At 70.0% G+C, this 15,970-nt stretch carries 16 protein-coding genes; 11 read left to right on the plus strand and 5 right to left on the minus strand.

Going from position 1 to position 15,970, the window contains the following annotated elements; translation table 11 throughout:
- Positions 1-49 precede the first annotated feature (49 nt).
- The gene (locus SD460_RS07295; RefSeq protein ID WP_290050743.1) at positions 50-742 is read left to right on the plus strand and encodes a CAP domain-containing protein; all 693 of its coding nucleotides are present in this window, start codon (positions 50-52) and stop codon (positions 740-742) included.
- A 1-nt stretch (position 743) separates the two neighbouring features.
- Here the strand turns inward: SD460_RS07295 and SD460_RS07300 are convergent, their stop codons facing one another.
- From SD460_RS07300 to SD460_RS07310, 3 genes are all read right to left on the minus strand, one after another.
- Positions 744-1,745 (minus strand): cation diffusion facilitator family transporter, encoded by a 1,002-nt coding sequence (locus SD460_RS07300; protein ID WP_290050741.1) that lies wholly within the window; start codon positions 1,743-1,745, stop codon positions 744-746.
- A gap of 16 nt (positions 1,746-1,761) precedes the next feature.
- Positions 1,762-2,208, minus strand: a complete 447-nt coding sequence (locus SD460_RS07305) for a DUF742 domain-containing protein (RefSeq protein ID WP_290050739.1) — start codon at positions 2,206-2,208, stop codon at positions 1,762-1,764.
- Positions 2,209-2,504: 296 nt separating this feature from the next.
- Entirely contained in the window at positions 2,505-4,718 is a 2,214-nt protein-coding gene (locus SD460_RS07310; protein WP_290050737.1) for a (Fe-S)-binding protein, read from the minus strand.
- Positions 4,719-4,873: 155 nt separating this feature from the next.
- On the opposite strand from SD460_RS07310, the gene SD460_RS07315 reads away from it, so the two are divergent.
- The 3 genes from SD460_RS07315 to SD460_RS07325 are packed head-to-tail and all read left to right on the plus strand — an operon-like array spanning position 4,874 to position 6,216.
- Positions 4,874-5,203, plus strand: a complete 330-nt coding sequence (locus tag SD460_RS07315) for a DMT family transporter (protein WP_290050735.1) — start codon at positions 4,874-4,876, stop codon at positions 5,201-5,203.
- Positions 5,200-5,760, plus strand: a complete 561-nt coding sequence (locus SD460_RS07320; protein WP_290050734.1) for a TetR/AcrR family transcriptional regulator — start codon at positions 5,200-5,202, stop codon at positions 5,758-5,760. Before SD460_RS07315 ends, SD460_RS07320 begins: the two co-directional genes overlap by 4 nt.
- A gap of 21 nt (positions 5,761-5,781) precedes the next feature.
- The gene (locus SD460_RS07325; RefSeq protein WP_290050733.1) at positions 5,782-6,216 is read left to right on the plus strand and encodes a GNAT family N-acetyltransferase; all 435 of its coding nucleotides are present in this window, start codon (positions 5,782-5,784) and stop codon (positions 6,214-6,216) included.
- 36 nt (positions 6,217-6,252) lie between these two features.
- Here SD460_RS07325 and SD460_RS07330 read toward each other — a convergent pair whose 3' ends face one another.
- The gene (locus tag SD460_RS07330; RefSeq protein ID WP_290050731.1) at positions 6,253-6,786 is read right to left on the minus strand and encodes a YbhB/YbcL family Raf kinase inhibitor-like protein; all 534 of its coding nucleotides are present in this window, start codon (positions 6,784-6,786) and stop codon (positions 6,253-6,255) included.
- A 174-nt stretch (positions 6,787-6,960) separates the two neighbouring features.
- On the opposite strand from SD460_RS07330, the gene SD460_RS07335 reads away from it, so the two are divergent.
- The 7 genes from SD460_RS07335 (at position 6,961) to SD460_RS07365 (ending at position 13,893) form a co-directional block, all read left to right on the plus strand.
- A complete protein-coding gene (locus tag SD460_RS07335; RefSeq protein WP_290050729.1) occupies positions 6,961-7,731 on the plus strand; it encodes a DUF4097 family beta strand repeat-containing protein in 771 nt (256 codons plus the stop codon).
- A gap of 28 nt (positions 7,732-7,759) precedes the next feature.
- Positions 7,760-7,993 carry a hypothetical protein gene (locus SD460_RS07340; protein WP_290050727.1) on the plus strand — a complete coding sequence of 78 codons (234 nt, stop codon included), beginning with the start codon at positions 7,760-7,762 and terminating at the stop codon, positions 7,991-7,993.
- A gap of 68 nt (positions 7,994-8,061) precedes the next feature.
- Positions 8,062-9,504, plus strand: coding sequence for an alpha/beta fold hydrolase (locus tag SD460_RS07345; protein ID WP_290050726.1), 1,443 nt, complete (start codon positions 8,062-8,064; stop codon positions 9,502-9,504).
- Between the two features lie 179 nt (positions 9,505-9,683).
- Complete coding sequence (gene dnaK / locus SD460_RS07350; RefSeq protein WP_290050724.1) at positions 9,684-11,552, plus strand: molecular chaperone DnaK; 1,869 nt, start codon at positions 9,684-9,686, stop codon at positions 11,550-11,552.
- A complete protein-coding gene (grpE, locus tag SD460_RS07355; RefSeq protein WP_318306010.1) occupies positions 11,549-12,256 on the plus strand; it encodes a nucleotide exchange factor GrpE in 708 nt (235 codons plus the stop codon). The genes dnaK and grpE overlap by 4 nt, the downstream gene beginning before the upstream one ends.
- Positions 12,257-12,292: 36 nt before the next feature.
- Positions 12,293-13,462: a molecular chaperone DnaJ gene (gene dnaJ / locus SD460_RS07360; RefSeq protein WP_290050721.1), complete on the plus strand. Its 1,170-nt coding sequence runs from the start codon at positions 12,293-12,295 to the stop codon at positions 13,460-13,462.
- 5 nt (positions 13,463-13,467) lie between these two features.
- Positions 13,468-13,893, plus strand: a complete 426-nt coding sequence (locus tag SD460_RS07365) for a heat shock protein transcriptional repressor HspR (protein ID WP_125308982.1) — start codon at positions 13,468-13,470, stop codon at positions 13,891-13,893.
- Between the two features lie 51 nt (positions 13,894-13,944).
- Here SD460_RS07365 and SD460_RS07370 read toward each other — a convergent pair whose 3' ends face one another.
- Complete coding sequence (locus SD460_RS07370; protein WP_290050718.1) at positions 13,945-15,519, minus strand: ATP-binding cassette domain-containing protein; 1,575 nt, start codon at positions 15,517-15,519, stop codon at positions 13,945-13,947.
- Between the last annotated feature and the right edge of the window lie 451 nt (positions 15,520-15,970).

Consider the following 15,970-nt stretch of genomic DNA (forward strand, 5'->3'; position numbering starts at 1 on the left):
TCCCGTGATACGTTCCTGCGCCGTGTCCCCCCTTGGTGAACGTGCTCGCGTGGTGATGGTGTCACTCAGTGTGCTGCTCGGCGTTTTTTCCGCCGCGACCGGTACCTGGATGGCCTCCGCGGAAGGAAACACCGCCGAGCTCGGCGCCGCGGCCCTGGTGCTCCCCAACGCGCCCGCGGGCTCCGGTGGCGGCAGCGGCACCGACCTCGCGGGCGGCCAGGCGCAACCGTCGAAGCCGGTCGCGCCCGCGTCCGCCGGCCCGGCCCCGACGACGTCCAGCGCGGCACCCACGCCGACCGAGACGTCCGCGCCCCCGCAGCCGACGACGTCGGAAGCGCCGCCGCCGACCACCAAGGCCGCGGCCCGGGTCGCGTCGACGGCCACCGGGCAGGTCCTCTCGCTGGTCAACGACGAGCGCGCGAAGGCCGGCTGCGACCCGCTGACCGAGGAGTCGCACCTGACCAAGGCCGCGCAGGACTACAGCGACCAGATGTCGGCCGGCGACTTCTTCTCGCACACCAGCCCCGACGGCACGACGTTCGACCAGCGCATCAAGATCGCCGGCTACTCGAAGCCGGGCGCGGAGAACATCGCGAAGGGCCAGACGTCCGCGGAGCAGGTCATGGACGCCTGGATGAACTCCGAGGGCCACCGCGCGAACATCCTGAACTGCACCCTGAAGAAGCTCGGCGTCGGGTTCACGAAGGCGGGCAACTACTGGGTCCAGGACTTCGGGTACTGAGCTACGGGTTGTTCCACCGCTCCGCGATGTCGCCGTAGCGCGCCAGCACCGTCGCGCGCAGTTCGGGATCCGTCCGCGGCACCGGCTCGATGAACACCTCGGTGACGTCGTTGAACGACTGGGTCAGCTCGCCCGCGAGCCGGACGCAGGCGCGTTCGAGGTCGCCGGCGCTCAGCGAGTCGTCGAAGTCGACGCGGGTGCAGACCAGGACCTGGTCGGTGCCCATCAGCATGGTCTGCAGGTCCACGACCGCCTCGATCTCCGGCGCGGCCGAGAGGTGGTCGCGGACGCCGCGGACGATCTCCGGGTTGGCCTGGCGGCCGATGAGCAGGCCGCGGTTCGTCCGCCCGAGCAGGTAGGCGACGAAGGCGAGCAGCACGCCGATGACGATCGACGCGACGCCGTCCCAGACCTCCGAGCCGGTGATCTGGTGCAGGCCGATGCCGGCGAACGCGACCAGCAGGCCGATCAACGCGGCGGAGTCCTCGAACAGGACGGTCTTCGGCGTCGGGTCGTCGATCAGGCGGAGGTACGCCCAGAGCGACCGGTTTTCGGCCCTGGACTCCCGGACGGTCTGGCGCACCGCTTGCACCCACGACGTGCCCTCGAGCAGGAACGCCACGGCCAGCACGATGTAGCTGAGGATCGACGTGCTCTGCGCCTCGCCGTGCCCGAACAGCGTCGACACGCCTTCGTAGAGCGCGAACATCGAGCCGGACGCGAAGATCGACACCGCCGCGAGCAGCGACCAGAAGTACCGCTCCTTGCCGTAGCCGAAGGGGTGCACGCGGTCGGCCGGGCGGTCGGAACGTTTCAACGCGGTCAGCAGCAGGACCTCGGTGAACGTGTCGGCCACCGAGTGGGCCGCTTCGGACAGCATCGCGCCGGAGCCGGTGATGACGCCCGCGATCAGCTTCATGACCGCGATCGCCAGGTTGACCCCACCGGCGAGCAGGACGGTCAGCGTGCTTTCGCCACCGGAGTTCTCGGAATCCTCACTCACCCGGTGAGCGTAATGCTCAGAGGCGGCGCAGGCCGTGCAGAACGCGCTCCATCAACGCCGTCGCCGGGCGGCCCTCGGGGGTGACCCGGCTGTCGTGGATGGTGACCAGTCCCTGCTCGGCCATGTCGTCCAGCAGCACGCGGACGACGCCGAGCGGCACGCTCAGCCTGGCCGCGACCTCGGCGACCGAGCGCGGGCGGGAGCAGAGCGAGCGGACCGAGCGGAACTCGCCGGTCAGCCGGGCGCCGTTCCAGTGGGCGCCGGCGCGCGTCGAGACGAGCGCTTCGATCGCGAGGTGGCGGCGCGACTGCGTCCGGCCGCGGGTCAGGACGTACGGGCGCACGAGCGTCCGCTGGGCGGGCACCGGGTCCTGGGCGCCGGCACCGGGGTACCGGACGTCCATGTCGTCGATGTAGGTGCGGAGAGCGTGTCGCCCGGTCGTGGTGCTCCGGTCCTCGCTCATACCTGGCCGCCCCCTGGTTCCGTGATCGTCGAATGGGCCTTCGCTGGCAACGGCGGCGGCGAAGGAAACGTCAGGATACGCCCGATGTCCAGGGTTCAGGTCTTCGTTTGTCCTCCACTCGATGGGCCATTTCGGTGAATATCATGAACGTTTTTGCAAGAAAACGATTACCTCGACAAAATCCCAGCTAGTGGACGTGTGACAACGCGTAGCGCAATGGCTACTTCATTGCGAATATCGCCAAGGAAAAGGCCCCGGCCAGGAAGTTCCTGACCGGGGCCGTGAAAAAATCATTGTCACTCTTCTGCGAGCGAAGGCGCTCCGGTCGGCACTGCCTTCGGCGCCGGCTTGCGCTTGACCGACTCGAGGAGCATCTGCGCGACGTCGACGATCTCGACCTTCTCGCTCGCGCTGCCGTCGCTCTGGCGGGCGGTCAGGCCGTCGTTCAGCATCACCTTGCAGAACGGGCAGCCGGTGGCGATCTTCGACGGCGCGGTCCCGAGCGCCTCGTCGACGCGCTCGACGTTGATCCGCTTGCCGATCTTCTCTTCCATCCACATCCGCGCGCCGCCCGCGCCGCAGCACATCGACTTGTCGCCGTGCCGCGGCATCTCGCGCAGCCGCGCGCCGGTCGCGCCGACGAGCTCGCGGGGCGCCTCGTACACCTTGTTGTGGCGGCCGAGGTAGCACGGGTCGTGGTAGGTGACGTCCTCGGCGACCGGCGCCACCGGCACCAGCTGCTTCTCGCGCACCAGGCGGTTCAGCAGCTGCGTGTGGTGCACGACGTCGAACTGGCCGCCCAGCTCCGGGTACTCGTTGGCGAGGGTGTTGAAGCAGTGCGCGCAGGTCACGACGACCTTGCGCGCCTTCCGCTCACGTCCCTCGAACACCGAGTTCAGGACCTCGACGTTCTGCTGCGCGAGCATCTGGAACAGGAACTCGTTGCCCGCGCGGCGGGCCGGGTCGCCGGTGCAGGACTCCTCCGAGCCGAGCACCTTGTACTTCACGTCGGCCATGTGCAGCAGCTCGGCGACCGCGCGCGTCGTCTTCTTCGCGCGGTCCTCGAACGCGCCGGCGCAGCCGACCCAGAACAGGTACTCGGCGTCTTCCATGTCACCGTCGAACACCGGGACCTCGAAGTCCAGGTCCTCGGTCCAGGCCAGCCGGTCCTTGGCGTTCTGGCCCCACGGATTGCCCTTGTTCTCCAGGTTCTTGAACATGCCGTTCAGCTCGCTGGGGAACGACGACTCGATCATCACCTGGTAGCGGCGCATGTCGACGATGTGGTCGACGTGCTCGATGTCGACCGGGCACTGCTCGACGCAGGCACCGCAGCTGGTGCAGGACCACAGGACGTCGGGGTCGATGACGCCGCCGTCGTCGCCGATGAGGGCCTTCTGGGACTCGGCGATGGCCAGGACGTCGATCCCGGCGTACATGTTGTCGCCGGACAAACCGACCTCGTCGCCCGCCATGTCGCGCTTGCCGCCGGCCATCAGGTACGGCGCCTTCGCGTAGGCGTGGTCACGCAGCTGCGTGATGAGCAGCTTCGGCGAGAGCGGCTTGCCCGTGTTCCACGCGGGGCACTGCTCCTGGCAGCGGCCGCACTCGGTGCACGTCGAGAAGTCCAGCCAGCCCTTCCAGCTGAAGTCCTCGATCTTGCCGACGCCGAAGGTGTCCTCGTCCGGGTCGGCTTCCTCGAGGTCGAGGACCTTGCCGCCGCTCATCATCGGCTTGAGCGCGCCCAGTGCGACGCCGCCGTCGGCCTCGCGCTTGAAGTAGATGTTGAAGAACGCGCTGAACCGGTGCCAGGCGATGCCCATGGTCATCGTGCGGGCGACCACGATCAGCCAGACCGTGGCGCTCATCAGCTTGACGAACGCGAAGACCGTGACCAGGTTCGGGCTGGCCGGCAGCAGCTGGCCGATCGGGTTCGAGACGAAGGACGCCCACAGCGGCCCTTCGTGGGTGTTCAGCGCGGACTTCGCGGCGCGGACGCCGATGATGCCGATGCCCTCGATCAGGACGACGGCCTCGATGAAGTACGCCCACTTGAAGTTGGAGCCGGCGAAGCGCGACTGGCGGTCGGCGCGGCGGGGGTGGTTGCGCTGGCGGATCGCCATCAGCACCAGGATGCCGACGATCGTGCCGAGCCCGAGCAGCTCCATGAGCAGCTGGAACGGCGGGAAGTCGTCGAGGATCGGCCAGCCCCAGGTCGGGACGAAGACCTCGCCGTACGCCTCGAACAGGGCCAGCGAGCCCAGCAGGAAGCCCCACATGACGAGCCAGTGCGCCGGCCCGACGCTGCGCTTGCGGTTCATCCGCGTGTGCGCGGCGAACTCCTTGACCAGGGTCTTCATGCGGGGCATGAAGGGGCCGTTGCGCGTCGAGTCGGGCTGCCCGAGACGGATGACGCGCACGAAACGCGCGATCGTCGCGGCGAACATTCCCCAGGCGACGACGCCGAGCAGGACCGAGATCCCGCCGAGCGTCAGTTGCAGAGCGCCCATCGTTCGGGTGCCTTTCGTCCGGATCAAAAACTGTGGTGGTGCCGGGAGACTAACCTTCCTTACTGATGAGTAACCCGTTGAGTGGGCCTAAGTCCCACCGATGTGGTGTACGTCGCTCTTTGTTTTGGGACGATCGTTCAGGTAGTTTTCACCCTATGGGTGCGTACCTTCTGCTCGCGCTGGCGATCGCCGCCGAGGTCTCCGCGACGGTCTCGCTGAAGCTCTCCGAGGGCTTCTCGAAGCTCGGCCCGTCGGTCGTCGTGGTGCTCGGGTACGCCGTCGCGTTCGTCGCCCTGTCGTACGTGCTCAAGATGGGGCTGCCGATCGGCGTGGCCTACGCGATCTGGGCCGCGGCCGGCGTCGCGCTGGTCGCGATCGTCGGCGTCGTGTTCCTCAAGGAGCCGGTCAACGCGGCCATGATCGCCGGTCTGGCGCTGGTCATCGGCGGTGTGGTGCTGATCGAAATCGGGAGTGCTTCGACGTGAAACTGCAGGTCGACGGCCGCAAGGTGCGGGGTGAGAAGCGGCGCGCGGAGATCATCGCGGCCACCTTGCGGATCATCGAGCGCGACGGCGTCGCGGGCGTGACCCACCGGACGGTCGCGGCCGAGGCCGGCGTGCCGACGACGTCCACGACCTACCACTTCTCGTCGCTCGACGATCTGCTGATCGCCACGCTCATCTCGTGCGCCCGGGACATGGCGACCGAGGTCTACTGGATGATCGACCGGGCCCGGTCACGCGGTTCGCGTGGCGCCGAGGAGGTCGCGGGCCTGCTCGCCGAGGCGCTGGGCCCGCGGCGCGGGCGCACGATGGCCGAGTACGAGCTGTACCTGCTGGCCGCGCGGAAGCCGGAGCTGCGCCCGGCCGCGCGGCGCTGGCTCGACGTGCTGACGTCGATGGTCCGCCACGACGACGAGGTGGCGTTCCGGGTGTTCCTCGCGGGCATCGACGGGCTGCTGATCCAGGGCCTCATCGACGACGAGCCGCCGTCCGCGGACGAGCTGCGTCCCGTCGTGGACTACCTGCTGAAACCGCGTTGACTAGCTAGTTAACTTCGGATCATGCGGACCTTCGGCGAATACGAGCTGGACGACGACCGGACACGGCTGGACCTCGACGTGGTGTGGAAGTTCCTCTCCACCGAGGCCTACTGGGGCCGCTGGCGTACCCGTTCGCAGGTCGAGGCCGCCATCACGGGTTCGTGGCGGATCGTCGCCGCCTACCGCGGTGAAGAGCAGGTCGGCTTCGCGCGGGCCTTCTCCGACGGCGTCGGCTCGGCCTACCTGGCCGACGTCTTCGTCGTCGACTCCGCCCGCGGCACCGGGCTCGGCAAGGAGCTCGTCCGGGAGATGATCGACAACGGGCCCGGCGCCGGCTTCCGCTGGATGCTGCACACCGCCGACGCGCACGGGCTGTACCGGCAGTTCGGGTTCGGCGAGCACACCAAGGGCCGCTACCTGGAGCGCGAAGGCGTCAACCAGGAAGCCCTGCGCTGACCCGGCGCCGTCGCGACGGCGCCGGGTCCGGCCGGCTCAGCCCTTGTTCTCGTACACCGCCGTGAGCACCGCGCGGGCCAGGGTGTGCCCGAACATGTTGAAGCCCAGGAACGCCGGGGTCGCGTCCTCCGGCACGTCGAGCTTGTCGACGTCCAGTGCGTGCACGGCGAAGTAGTACCGGTGCGGGCCGTGCCCGGGCGGCGGCGCCGCGCCGAGGAACTGCTTGACCCCGCCGTCGCCCTTCAGCGTCACCGCGCCTTCGGGGAGGTTCGAGCCGTCGCCCGCGCCGGAGGCCAGCTCGGTCACCGACGCCGGGACGTTGAACACGGCCCAGTGCCAGAAGCCGCTGCCGGTCGGGGCGTCCGGGTCGTAGCAGGTGACCGCGAAGCTCTTCGTCTCCGCCGGGAAGCCCTCCCACGCCAGGTGCGGCGAACGGTCCTCGCCGCCGGCACCGAAGATGCCGGACAAGTGGGGCGTGGCCAGGGTTTCGCCGTCGGCGACGTCGGTGCTGCGCAGGGTGAACGACGGCACGTCGGGCAGGGATTCGTACGGACCGGGTGCTTGCGGCATGGATCCTCCTGATCACGGAACTGGAGTCTTGCGCCAGGTTAGGCCCCCGGCAGCGCCCCCGCGTGTCAGGGACGGATCTCAGGGTCTTTCGGGGGGATACCCCCATGTACTCGGCCCCGCACCGGCCATAACGTTTCTTCACGCAGAGGAAACAACACTGAGGGGACCACGACCATGGCGCGCCCGCTATTGGCTCTGGGTGGCATCGTCCTGATCGGCGTGGGGCTGGCGACCGCGTTCGGCTGGGGCTGGGGATCGGATTTCGAGAACAGCAAGACCCTGTCCGAGACGATTCGCAGCGTGAAGCTCGAAGGCGACTCGGGATCGGTGAAGATCCGCACCGGTTCGGGGCCCTCGACCGTCCACCAGGCGGTGAACTACCACTGGCGGAGCAAGCCGGGCGACACGTTCTACCGCGTCGACGGCGACCAGCTCGTGCTCACCGACTGCGGGGACAACTGCTCGGTCGACTTCGAGGTCGTCGTACCGGAAGGCGTGCCGGTCAGCGGCAAGCTGGACTCCGGCGGGCTGGACGTCCGCGGGGTGGCCAGTGTGGACGTTCAGGCCGACTCCGGGCACGCGAAGGTCGAAGACGTACCCGGCCTGGTGAAGCTGCGGCTGGAGAGCGGCGGGATCGACCTGGAGAACGTCGGCGAGGTCCAGGTGCACGCCAGTTCCGGCAGCATCGAGGGCAAGGGCGTACGCGGTCCGGTCGACGTGACGTCGAGCAGCGGCAGCGTCGAATTCACGTTGGAGCAGGCGAACAACGTGAAGGTGAAGGCCGACAGCGGGAGCGTCGACGTCACCGTGCCGGGCGGGCCGTACCGCGTCGTCGGGGGCAGCGACAGCGGGCACCGCGACATCGACGTGCCGACCGACGGATCCGCGCCGCACACGCTCGACCTCACGACCGACAGCGGCAGCGTCACGGTCCGCGCGGCCTGACTTTTCCTTACTACGGGGGCATTTTCCGATGGGCAAGATCGAACGGCGCGTGCTGGCGGCCGCGCTGCTGGGCGCGATGGCGATGTTCGGGGTCGTCGGCTTCGCGCGTGGTGAATCCGCGGCGACTCCGGCGCAGGGGGTGCCGGTCGCCGCGGATTCCCACTATCGAGTGACTTCCTGGGTGGGTACGCCCGCGGAAGTCGTTGTGCGGCAAGGAAACCCCGATTTCTTCTTCTCCTCCTGGACCGGCCGACGCTCCTGATCCTGTCGGTGGTCGCTGTTAGGAATGGGGTACGCCGAAGGACGGCGTGCAGGGGGAGGAGACGCACCATGGACGTACGCCGGATCTTGGTGGCTGTCGCGGTGGTCGTGGTCTCGGCGGCGGTGCCGGCCGTCGCCGAAGCTTCGGGCTTGTCGTGGCGGCCTTGTGCCACGCGGCAGGAACCGACGGCGGAGTGCGCGGCGGTCGACGTACCGATCGACCGCGCGAGACCGGAGCTGGGGTCGGCGCGGCTCGCGCTGACCCGGTTGCCCGCGCGGGATCCGGCCCACCGGATCGGCTCGTTGCTGGTGAACCCGGGCGGGCCTGGTGGATCGGGTGTGGGGTTCGTGCAGTTCGGCGGGCTGGCGTCGCCGGACCTCGCCCGGCTGCGGCAGCGGTTCGACGTCGTGGGCTTCGACCCGCGTGGGGACTGGTTCAGCACCCCGCGCGTCACCTGCGATCCCGGAACGTTGTTCGACCCGGCGCTGGACCGGTTCCCGGCGTCGAGGCCGTCGTTCGACGCGTTGGTGGCGCACAACCGCAAGGCGGCCGAGGACTGCCTGGCCCGCACCGGGCCGCTGCTGGCGAACGTGGACACGCAAAGCGCGGCCGAGGACATCGAAACGATCCGGGCCGCGCTGGGCGAGTCGAAGATCTCGTGGCTGGGCCTGTCGTACGGCACGGAACTGGGCGCGGTCTACGCGTCGAAGCACCCCGGCCGGGTGCGCACGATGGTGCTGGACGGCGCCGTCGACCACGCCCGGCCACTGCGGCAGGCGATCCTCGAGGAGGCCGCGGCGACCGAGGACGCACTGGTCCGGTTCGCGGACTGGTGCCGCGACGCGACCGGCTGCGCTCTGCGTGGCCAGGACGTCCTCCGGGTCTACGACGACGTCGTGGCCCGGGCGGCGCGAGGCGCGATCTGGTCCAGTGATCTGGGGCGGAAAGCGACCGCCGACGAGATCTCGGCGGGCGTCTACAACCACCTCTACCTCCGGGACGAGTGGCCCGCGCTGGGCACGGCGCTGGCCGCGGCCGGTGGCGAGTTCCCGGACGCCCGCGCGCTGACCGAGCGGAACCAGTTCCTCTCCCCGATCTACGGCGCGTACCGAGCGATCGGCTGCCACGACTTCCCGTCGCCGTTCACCGGGCCGTCGGACATGGGTGCGCTGGCCGGGCTGGTCCGCGCGGTGGCTCCGCACAGCTGGCGGTACTCCGAGTACTGGGACTTCACGAGCGGCTGCACCGGCTGGCCGATCCCGCCGAAGAACCCGCCGCACCCGCACCCGGTCCACGGTGCCGCGCCGATCCTGGTCGTCGGCGGCGCCCACGACCCGGCGACCCCGCTGTCCTGGGCGCGCGGCCTGGCGGCGAGCATCGACGGCTCGGCCCTGCTCACCCGCGCCGACGACGGCCACACGGGCCTGTTCAACTCGGCCTGCGCCCGCGCGGCCGAGGTGAACTACCTGGTGAGCGGTGTCACACCCGGTCACGGGCACATCTGCCGCTGAACCCGGGAACAAGAACCCGGACCGGCTCGTTGGGCTGGGTACAGAGGTTGAGCGCAGTCGACTCAAGTCCGGCTTGACGAGGCACGCGGAGACCAGACTAAAGTTGCCAGGGACCCGCTCAAGGCGGGGACGAACGTGCAGGTCACATACATAGCAGACTTACTCAGGAGGAAAGCACCATGGCGCGAGCGGTCGGCATCGACCTCGGCACGACCAACTCGGTCGTCGCCGTCCTTGAGGGCGGCGAGCCGACGGTCATCGCCAACTCTGAAGGTTCCCGGACCACCCCCTCGATCGTCGCCTTCGCCAAGAACGGCGAAGTGCTGACCGGTCAGCCGGCGAAGAACCAGGCCGTGACGAACGTCGACCGGACGATCCGGTCCGTGAAGCGGCACATCGGCACCGACTGGAAGACCGAGATCGACGGCAAGAACTACACGTCGCAGGAGATCAGCGCCCGCGTGCTGATGAAGCTCAAGCGCGACGCCGAGGCGTACCTGGGCGAGACCATCACCGACGCGGTGATCACCGTCCCGGCGTACTTCGAGGACGCGCAGCGGCAGGCCACCAAGGAGGCCGGGCAGATCGCCGGCCTGAACGTGCTCCGCATCGTCAACGAGCCGACCGCCGCCGCGCTGGCGTACGGCCTGGACAAGGGCGAGAAGGAACAGACCATCCTGGTCTTCGACCTCGGTGGCGGCACGTTCGACGTCTCGCTGCTGGAGATCGGCGAGGGCGTCGTCGAGGTCCGCGCGACCTCCGGTGACAACCACCTCGGTGGTGACGACTGGGACGAGCGCATCGTCAAGTGGCTGGTCGACAAGTTCAAGGCCACGAACGGCATCGACCTGACCAAGGACAAGATGGCGCTGCAGCGCATCCGCGAGGCGTCGGAGAAGGCGAAGATCGAGCTGTCCAGCTCGAACTCGGCCAGCATCAACCTGCCGTACATCACGGTGGACTCGGACAAGAACCCGCTGTTCCTCGACGAGACGCTGTCGCGCGCCGAGTTCCAGAAGATCACCTCGGACCTGCTCGAGCGCACCCGCAACCCGTTCAACAACGTGATCCGGGACGCGGGCATCGCCGTCGGCGACATCGACCACGTCGTGCTCGTCGGTGGTTCCACCCGCATGCCGGCCGTGTCCGAACTGGTCAAGGAGCTGACCGGCGGCCGCGAGCCGAACAAGGGCGTGAACCCGGACGAGGTCGTCGCGGTCGGCGCGGCGCTGCAGGCCGGTGTCCTGAAGGGCGAGGTCAAGGACGTCCTGCTGCTGGACGTGACCCCGCTGTCGCTGGGCATCGAGACCAAGGGTGGCGTGTTCACCAAGCTCATCGAGCGCAACACCACGATCCCGACCAAGCGCTCGGAGATCTTCTCCACCGCGGATGACAACCAGCCGTCGGTGCAGATCCAGGTGTTCCAGGGTGAGCGCGAGATCGCGGCGCACAACAAGAAGCTCGGCATGTTCGAGCTGACCGGTCTCCCGCCGGCCCCGCGCGGCGTGCCGCAGATCGAGGTCACCTTCGACATCGACGCGAACGGCATCGTGCACGTCCTGGCCAAGGACCTCGGCACGAACAAGGAGCAGTCGATGACGATCACCGGTGGCTCCGCGCTGCCGAAGGACGACATCGAGCGGATGGTCAAGGACGCCGAGGCGCACGCCGAGGAAGACAAGACCCGTCGCGAAGAGGCCGAGACCCGCAACCAGGCCGAGACGCTGGTCTACCAGACCGAGAAGTTCCTCAAGGACAACGACGACAAGCTGCCCGACGACCTCAAGGGCAAGGTCAAGTCCGCGATCGACGAGGCCAACGAAGCCCTGAAGGGCACGGACTCGACGAAGATCCGCGAGGCGATCGAGAAGCTGAACACCGCTTCGCAGGAGCTGGGCACGGCCCTGTACGCCAACGCGAACGCCGACGCGGCGGCCGGTGCGGCCGGCGCTTCGGGTGCGGCCGGCGACGCCGGTGCGGCCGGTGGCCAGGCCAAGGCCGATGACGTGGTGGACGCCGAGATCGTCGAAGAGGACGAGAAGAAGTGACCCATAGCTACGACGAATCCGAGAACCAGGGCCGAGGCCCCGAGGAGCCGGTGGTCGTGCGGGATCGGCGTCGGGTGGACCCCCAGACCGGGCAGGTCCGCCCGCCCGGTCCGGCTCACGCCGCGCCGGAGCCGGACGAGGCGCCCGTGGAACACGCGGGCCCCTCGCTTGGCGAGTCCATTGTGGACGACTCGGTGTCGGTGGTCTCCGACGTGGAGAAGGAGCTGGCCGAGCGCACCGCCGATCTCCAGCGCCTGCAGGCGGAGTACGCCAACTACCGCAAGCGGGTCGAGCGGGATCGGGAGGCGGTCGTCCTCGGCGCGAAGGCGACCGTGGTGAACGACCTGCTGCCGCTGCTCGACGACCTCGAGCGGGCCGAGCAGCACGGCGACCTCACCGGCGCGTTCAAGTCGGTCGGCGACAAGCTGATCAGCGGACTGCAGCGCGCGGGCCTGGAGTCGTTCGGTTCCGAGGGCGAGCCCTTCGACCCGAGCGTGCACGAGGCCGTGCAGCACAACACCTCGCCGGACGTGGCGGGCCCGACGGTCACCGTGGTCATGCGCCGCGGTTACCGCTTCGGGGACCGCGTACTGCGGGCGGCGCTGGTCGGCGTGACCGACCACGAGCCCGGCGCGGCCCCGGTGGACCCGCCCGTCGGTGGCGAGCTGCCACTCGACGGCGGAGTCGATGAACACCAGCAGTAAGCCGTATCCGGGTCAAGTGAGAGGAGGAGACGCCCGATGAGCGCACGGGAATGGATCGGTAAGGACTTCTACCGTGAGTTGGGCGTCTCTTCCGACGCCACCTCGGACGAGATCAAGAAGGCCTACCGGAAGCTGGCCAAGGAGAACCACCCGGACGCGAACGCCGGCAACGCCGAGGCGGAGCAGAAGTTCAAGGCGGTCTCCGAGGCGTACGGCGTGCTCTCCGACGCGAGCAAGCGCAAGGAGTACGACGAAGCGCGGCGGCTGTTCGGCGGCGGGGGCGGGTTCAACTTCCCCGGTGGCGGCGGCACCGGCAGCTTCGACGTCGGCGACATCTTCGGCCAGGCCGGCGCCAACCAGCAGGGTGGTTTCGGCGGGCTCGGCGACATCCTCGGCGGGCTGTTCGGCCGTGGGCGCGCTTCGGCGGGTGCGACGGCGAACCGGCCGCAGCGCGGTGCCGACGTCGAGACGGACGTCCGGATCGACTTCACCGAGGCGGTCAAGGGCGCGACCCTGCCGCTGCGGCTGTCGAGCCCGGCGACCTGTTCGACGTGCGGCGGCAACGGCGCGAAGCCGGGCACGTCGCCGCGGACCTGCCCGACCTGTTCCGGGTCGGGGCTGGTCAGTCGCAGCCAGGGTGCCTTCGCGTTCTCGGAGCCGTGCCGCGACTGCCGCGGCCGCGGGACGATCATCGACGACCCGTGCCCCGAGTGCGGCGGCGAAGGCGTCAGCACGCGGACCCGCACGCTGACCGTCCGGATCCCGCCGGGCGTCGACGACGACCAGCGGATCAGGCTGGCCGGTCAGGGCGAGCCGGGCCGGGGCGGCGCGCAGGCGGGCGACCTGTACGTCCGGGTGCACGTGGCTCCGCACGCGCTGTTCGGGCGCAAGGGGCTGGACCTGACGATCACCGTGCCGGTGGACTTCACCGAGTTGGCCCTCGGCACCACGATCACGGTGCCGACGCTCGAGGGCAAGGTCTCGCTCAAGGTGCCGCCGGGCACGGCGAGCGGACGGGTGCTGCGCGTGCGCGGCAAGGGCATCGCCAAGCGAGACGGTTCGCAAGGTGATCTGCTCGTCACCCTCCAAGCGGCGATTCCCGCCAAACTGGACGACAAGGCGCGCGAAGCACTGCAGGCGTACGCCGAGTCGATGGCCGGGCACGACCCCCGGCCCGAGATCACTGAGCTGCTCGAAGGCAGGTGAGTGGGATGTTCGGCGGGATCCCCCAGGAAGGCGACGAAGAGACCCCGGTGTTCGTCATCTCGGTGGCGGCCCAGCTCGCCGGGATGCACGCGCAGACGTTGCGCACCTACGACCGGCAGGGCCTGGTGTCGCCGGGCCGCACCTCCGGTGGCGGGCGGCGCTACTCGATGCGGGACATCGCGCTGCTGCGCGAGGTCCAGCGCCTGTCGCAGGAGGACGGCGTCAACCTGGCCGGCATCAAGCGCATCATCGAGCTGGAGAACCAGGTCGACGCGCTGCGGGCCCGGATCACCGAGCTGACCGAAGAACTGGCCGCGGCGTACGTCGCGGGCGAACAGGCCGCGGCGGCGGCGCACGCGTCGTACCGCCGGGACCTCGTGCCGCTCAACCAGCAGACGGCGATGGTCGTCTGGCGGCCCAAGCGCCGCTGAACACGTGAACCGAGAAGGCCTCCCCGGGGTGACCGGGGAGGCCTTCTCGCGTCAGAGCTCCAGCCGTGGCCAGGCCGCGAGGTCGGCCAGCAGCCGGCGGTCGTGCGTCGCGACGACCACCGCGGCCGGGGTGCCCAGCAAGGCCTCGGTCAGCTCCTCGACGAGCACCGCCGACAGGTGGTTGGTCGGCTCGTCGAAGACGAGCACGTCCGGCCGTCCGGCCAGCCGCAACGCGAGGTCCAGCCGGCGTTGCTGTCCCTGGGACATCCGCCCGACCGGGGTGCGCAGCGCTTCGGCGTCCAGCAGACCCATCGCCGAAAACGGGACGCCGGCCCGTTCGTAGAGCCGTCGGGCGGTGAGATCTTCCGGCCAGGCCGGGACTTCCTGGCCGATCAACGCCACGCGCGCGCCGGGCAGGTGCCGCACCGAGCCGCGGGTCGGCGTCAGCTCACCGGCGATGGCCGACAGCAGTGTCGACTTGCCGGCGCCGTTCCCGCCGGTGACGAGCAGCCGGTCGCCGTGGTCGAGCGTCAGCGCGACCGGGCCGTCGAGGCGGCCGTCGACGGCGACGTCTTCCACCCGGACCAGGGCCTCGCGGGTGGTGCCGCCGAGATCCGGCCACCGCAACGACAACGGCGGTTCGGGCACGGTGACGCGGTGGGCTTCCAGCGCGGCCCGGTCCCGGTTGAGCGCCTGGACGACGCCGGGCGCGCGGGTCTGCCGCTGGTGCCGTCCGGTGCCCTTGTCCGGGCGCCAGCCGGTGCTGAGCCGGTCGCGGGCCTGCGCGACCGCGGCGGTGAGCTGCCGGTGGGTGTCCTGTTGTTCCTCGTGGTCCCGCACCCACCGCTCACGATCGCGGCGGCGCCCGTCCTGCCAGGCGTCGTAGCCACCGGCGTACCGGCGCGGGCGGCCGTCCTGGCTGGGGTCGAGGTCGAGGAACTCGGTCGCGACGTCGGCCAGCAGTGCCCGGTCGTGGCTGACGAGCGCGACCCCGCCGTCGTGCGCGCGCAGGCGCGCGGTGAGGAACGCCAGCCCGGCGGCGTCGAGGTGGTTGCCGGGCTCGTCGAGCAGCAAGAAGTCGTACCGCGCGCCGAGCAGGCAGGCGAGCCGGACGCGGTAGCGCTGCCCCACCGAGAGCGTGCTGAGCTCACGGCCGCGGTCGGCACAGGCGCCGAGAGCTTCGAGCGCGACGTCGACGCGGCGCTCGGCGTCCCACGCGTCGAGGCGCGTGGCCGCGTCCAGCGCGACGGCGTAGCGATCTTCAGCGCCTTCGGCCGACCGCACGAGGTCTTCGGTCGCCGTGTCGAGGGCGCGCAGGGCGGTGTGGACGTCCCGCAACGCCTCGGTGGTCAGCGTGCCGACGGTTTCACCGGACCGGAACGGCAGCGCCTGCCGGGCGACACCGACGGTGCCGCTCCGGTGGACGACACCATGATCGGGCGTGCGAAGACTGGCGAGGACGTGCAGCAGCGTGGTCTTGCCACGCCCGTTTTCGCCGACGATCGCCAGCCGCGACCGGGCGGAAACGGTGACGCTCACGTCGTGCAGAACCCGGCGTGAACCCAGGGTGACGCCGGCGCTTTCCGCGCGCAGGTGGGCAGGCGAAGGAAAAAGAGGGGAAGACAAAGGGGGCTCCGCGGCTCTGGAGGGAGCCGGGCAGCACGGAAGCGGCCGCCCGGCAAGGACCGGAACGGCGGGCAGAAAGGGGGGTGCACCGCCGTCAGCGGCGGATCCGCAACCTCATGAAGACGGGACAGGAATGCATGATCGCGAGGCTAACCGGCGACGGCGGGGGTGGCCAAGCGATTAACGCGCGGGCGCGGGGTGGTGACGGCCGGGGCTGCGGCGGCCCCACGCGCGCGCGCCGGCGGGCGGCGGCCTTTACTTGAGCACGGGGCGGGGTTGCGGTGGCGGCCGGCCCCTCGCTTGCGAGCGCGGGCTGGCTGCGGCGGTGGCCCCACGCTCGTGAGCGCGGGCGGGCGGCGCGCTTTGCGTGCGCGCGGGGCGGGCTGCGGTAGCGGCCGGCCCCACGCTTCCGAGCGCGGGCGGGCTGCTGCTGCGGCGGGCCGGGCAACCG

This window comes from Amycolatopsis solani (assembly GCF_033441515.1).
Classification (GTDB): Bacteria; Actinomycetota; Actinomycetes; order Mycobacteriales; family Pseudonocardiaceae; genus Amycolatopsis; species Amycolatopsis solani.

Bases quoted from the DNA above. Each gene is read 5' to 3' on its own strand.
- SD460_RS07310 (WP_290050737.1), bottom strand. From the start codon at position 4,718: ATGGGCGCTCTGCAACTGACGCTCGGCGGGATCTCGGTCCTGCTCGGC.
- dnaJ (WP_290050721.1), top strand. From the start codon at position 12,293: ATGAGCGCACGGGAATGGATCGGTAAGGACTTCTACCGTGAGTTGGGC.
- dnaK (WP_290050724.1), top strand. From the start codon at position 9,684: ATGGCGCGAGCGGTCGGCATCGACCTCGGCACGACCAACTCGGTCGTC.
- SD460_RS07340 (WP_290050727.1), top strand. From the start codon at position 7,760: ATGGGCAAGATCGAACGGCGCGTGCTGGCGGCCGCGCTGCTGGGCGCG.
- SD460_RS07365 (WP_125308982.1), top strand. From the start codon at position 13,468: ATGTTCGGCGGGATCCCCCAGGAAGGCGACGAAGAGACCCCGGTGTTC.
- SD460_RS07315 (WP_290050735.1), top strand. From the start codon at position 4,874: ATGGGTGCGTACCTTCTGCTCGCGCTGGCGATCGCCGCCGAGGTCTCC.
- SD460_RS07330 (WP_290050731.1), bottom strand. From the start codon at position 6,786: ATGCCGCAAGCACCCGGTCCGTACGAATCCCTGCCCGACGTGCCGTCG.
- SD460_RS07345 (WP_290050726.1), top strand. From the start codon at position 8,062: ATGGACGTACGCCGGATCTTGGTGGCTGTCGCGGTGGTCGTGGTCTCG.
- SD460_RS07335 (WP_290050729.1), top strand. From the start codon at position 6,961: ATGGCGCGCCCGCTATTGGCTCTGGGTGGCATCGTCCTGATCGGCGTG.
- SD460_RS07305 (WP_290050739.1), bottom strand. From the start codon at position 2,208: ATGAGCGAGGACCGGAGCACCACGACCGGGCGACACGCTCTCCGCACC.
- SD460_RS07325 (WP_290050733.1), top strand. From the start codon at position 5,782: ATGCGGACCTTCGGCGAATACGAGCTGGACGACGACCGGACACGGCTG.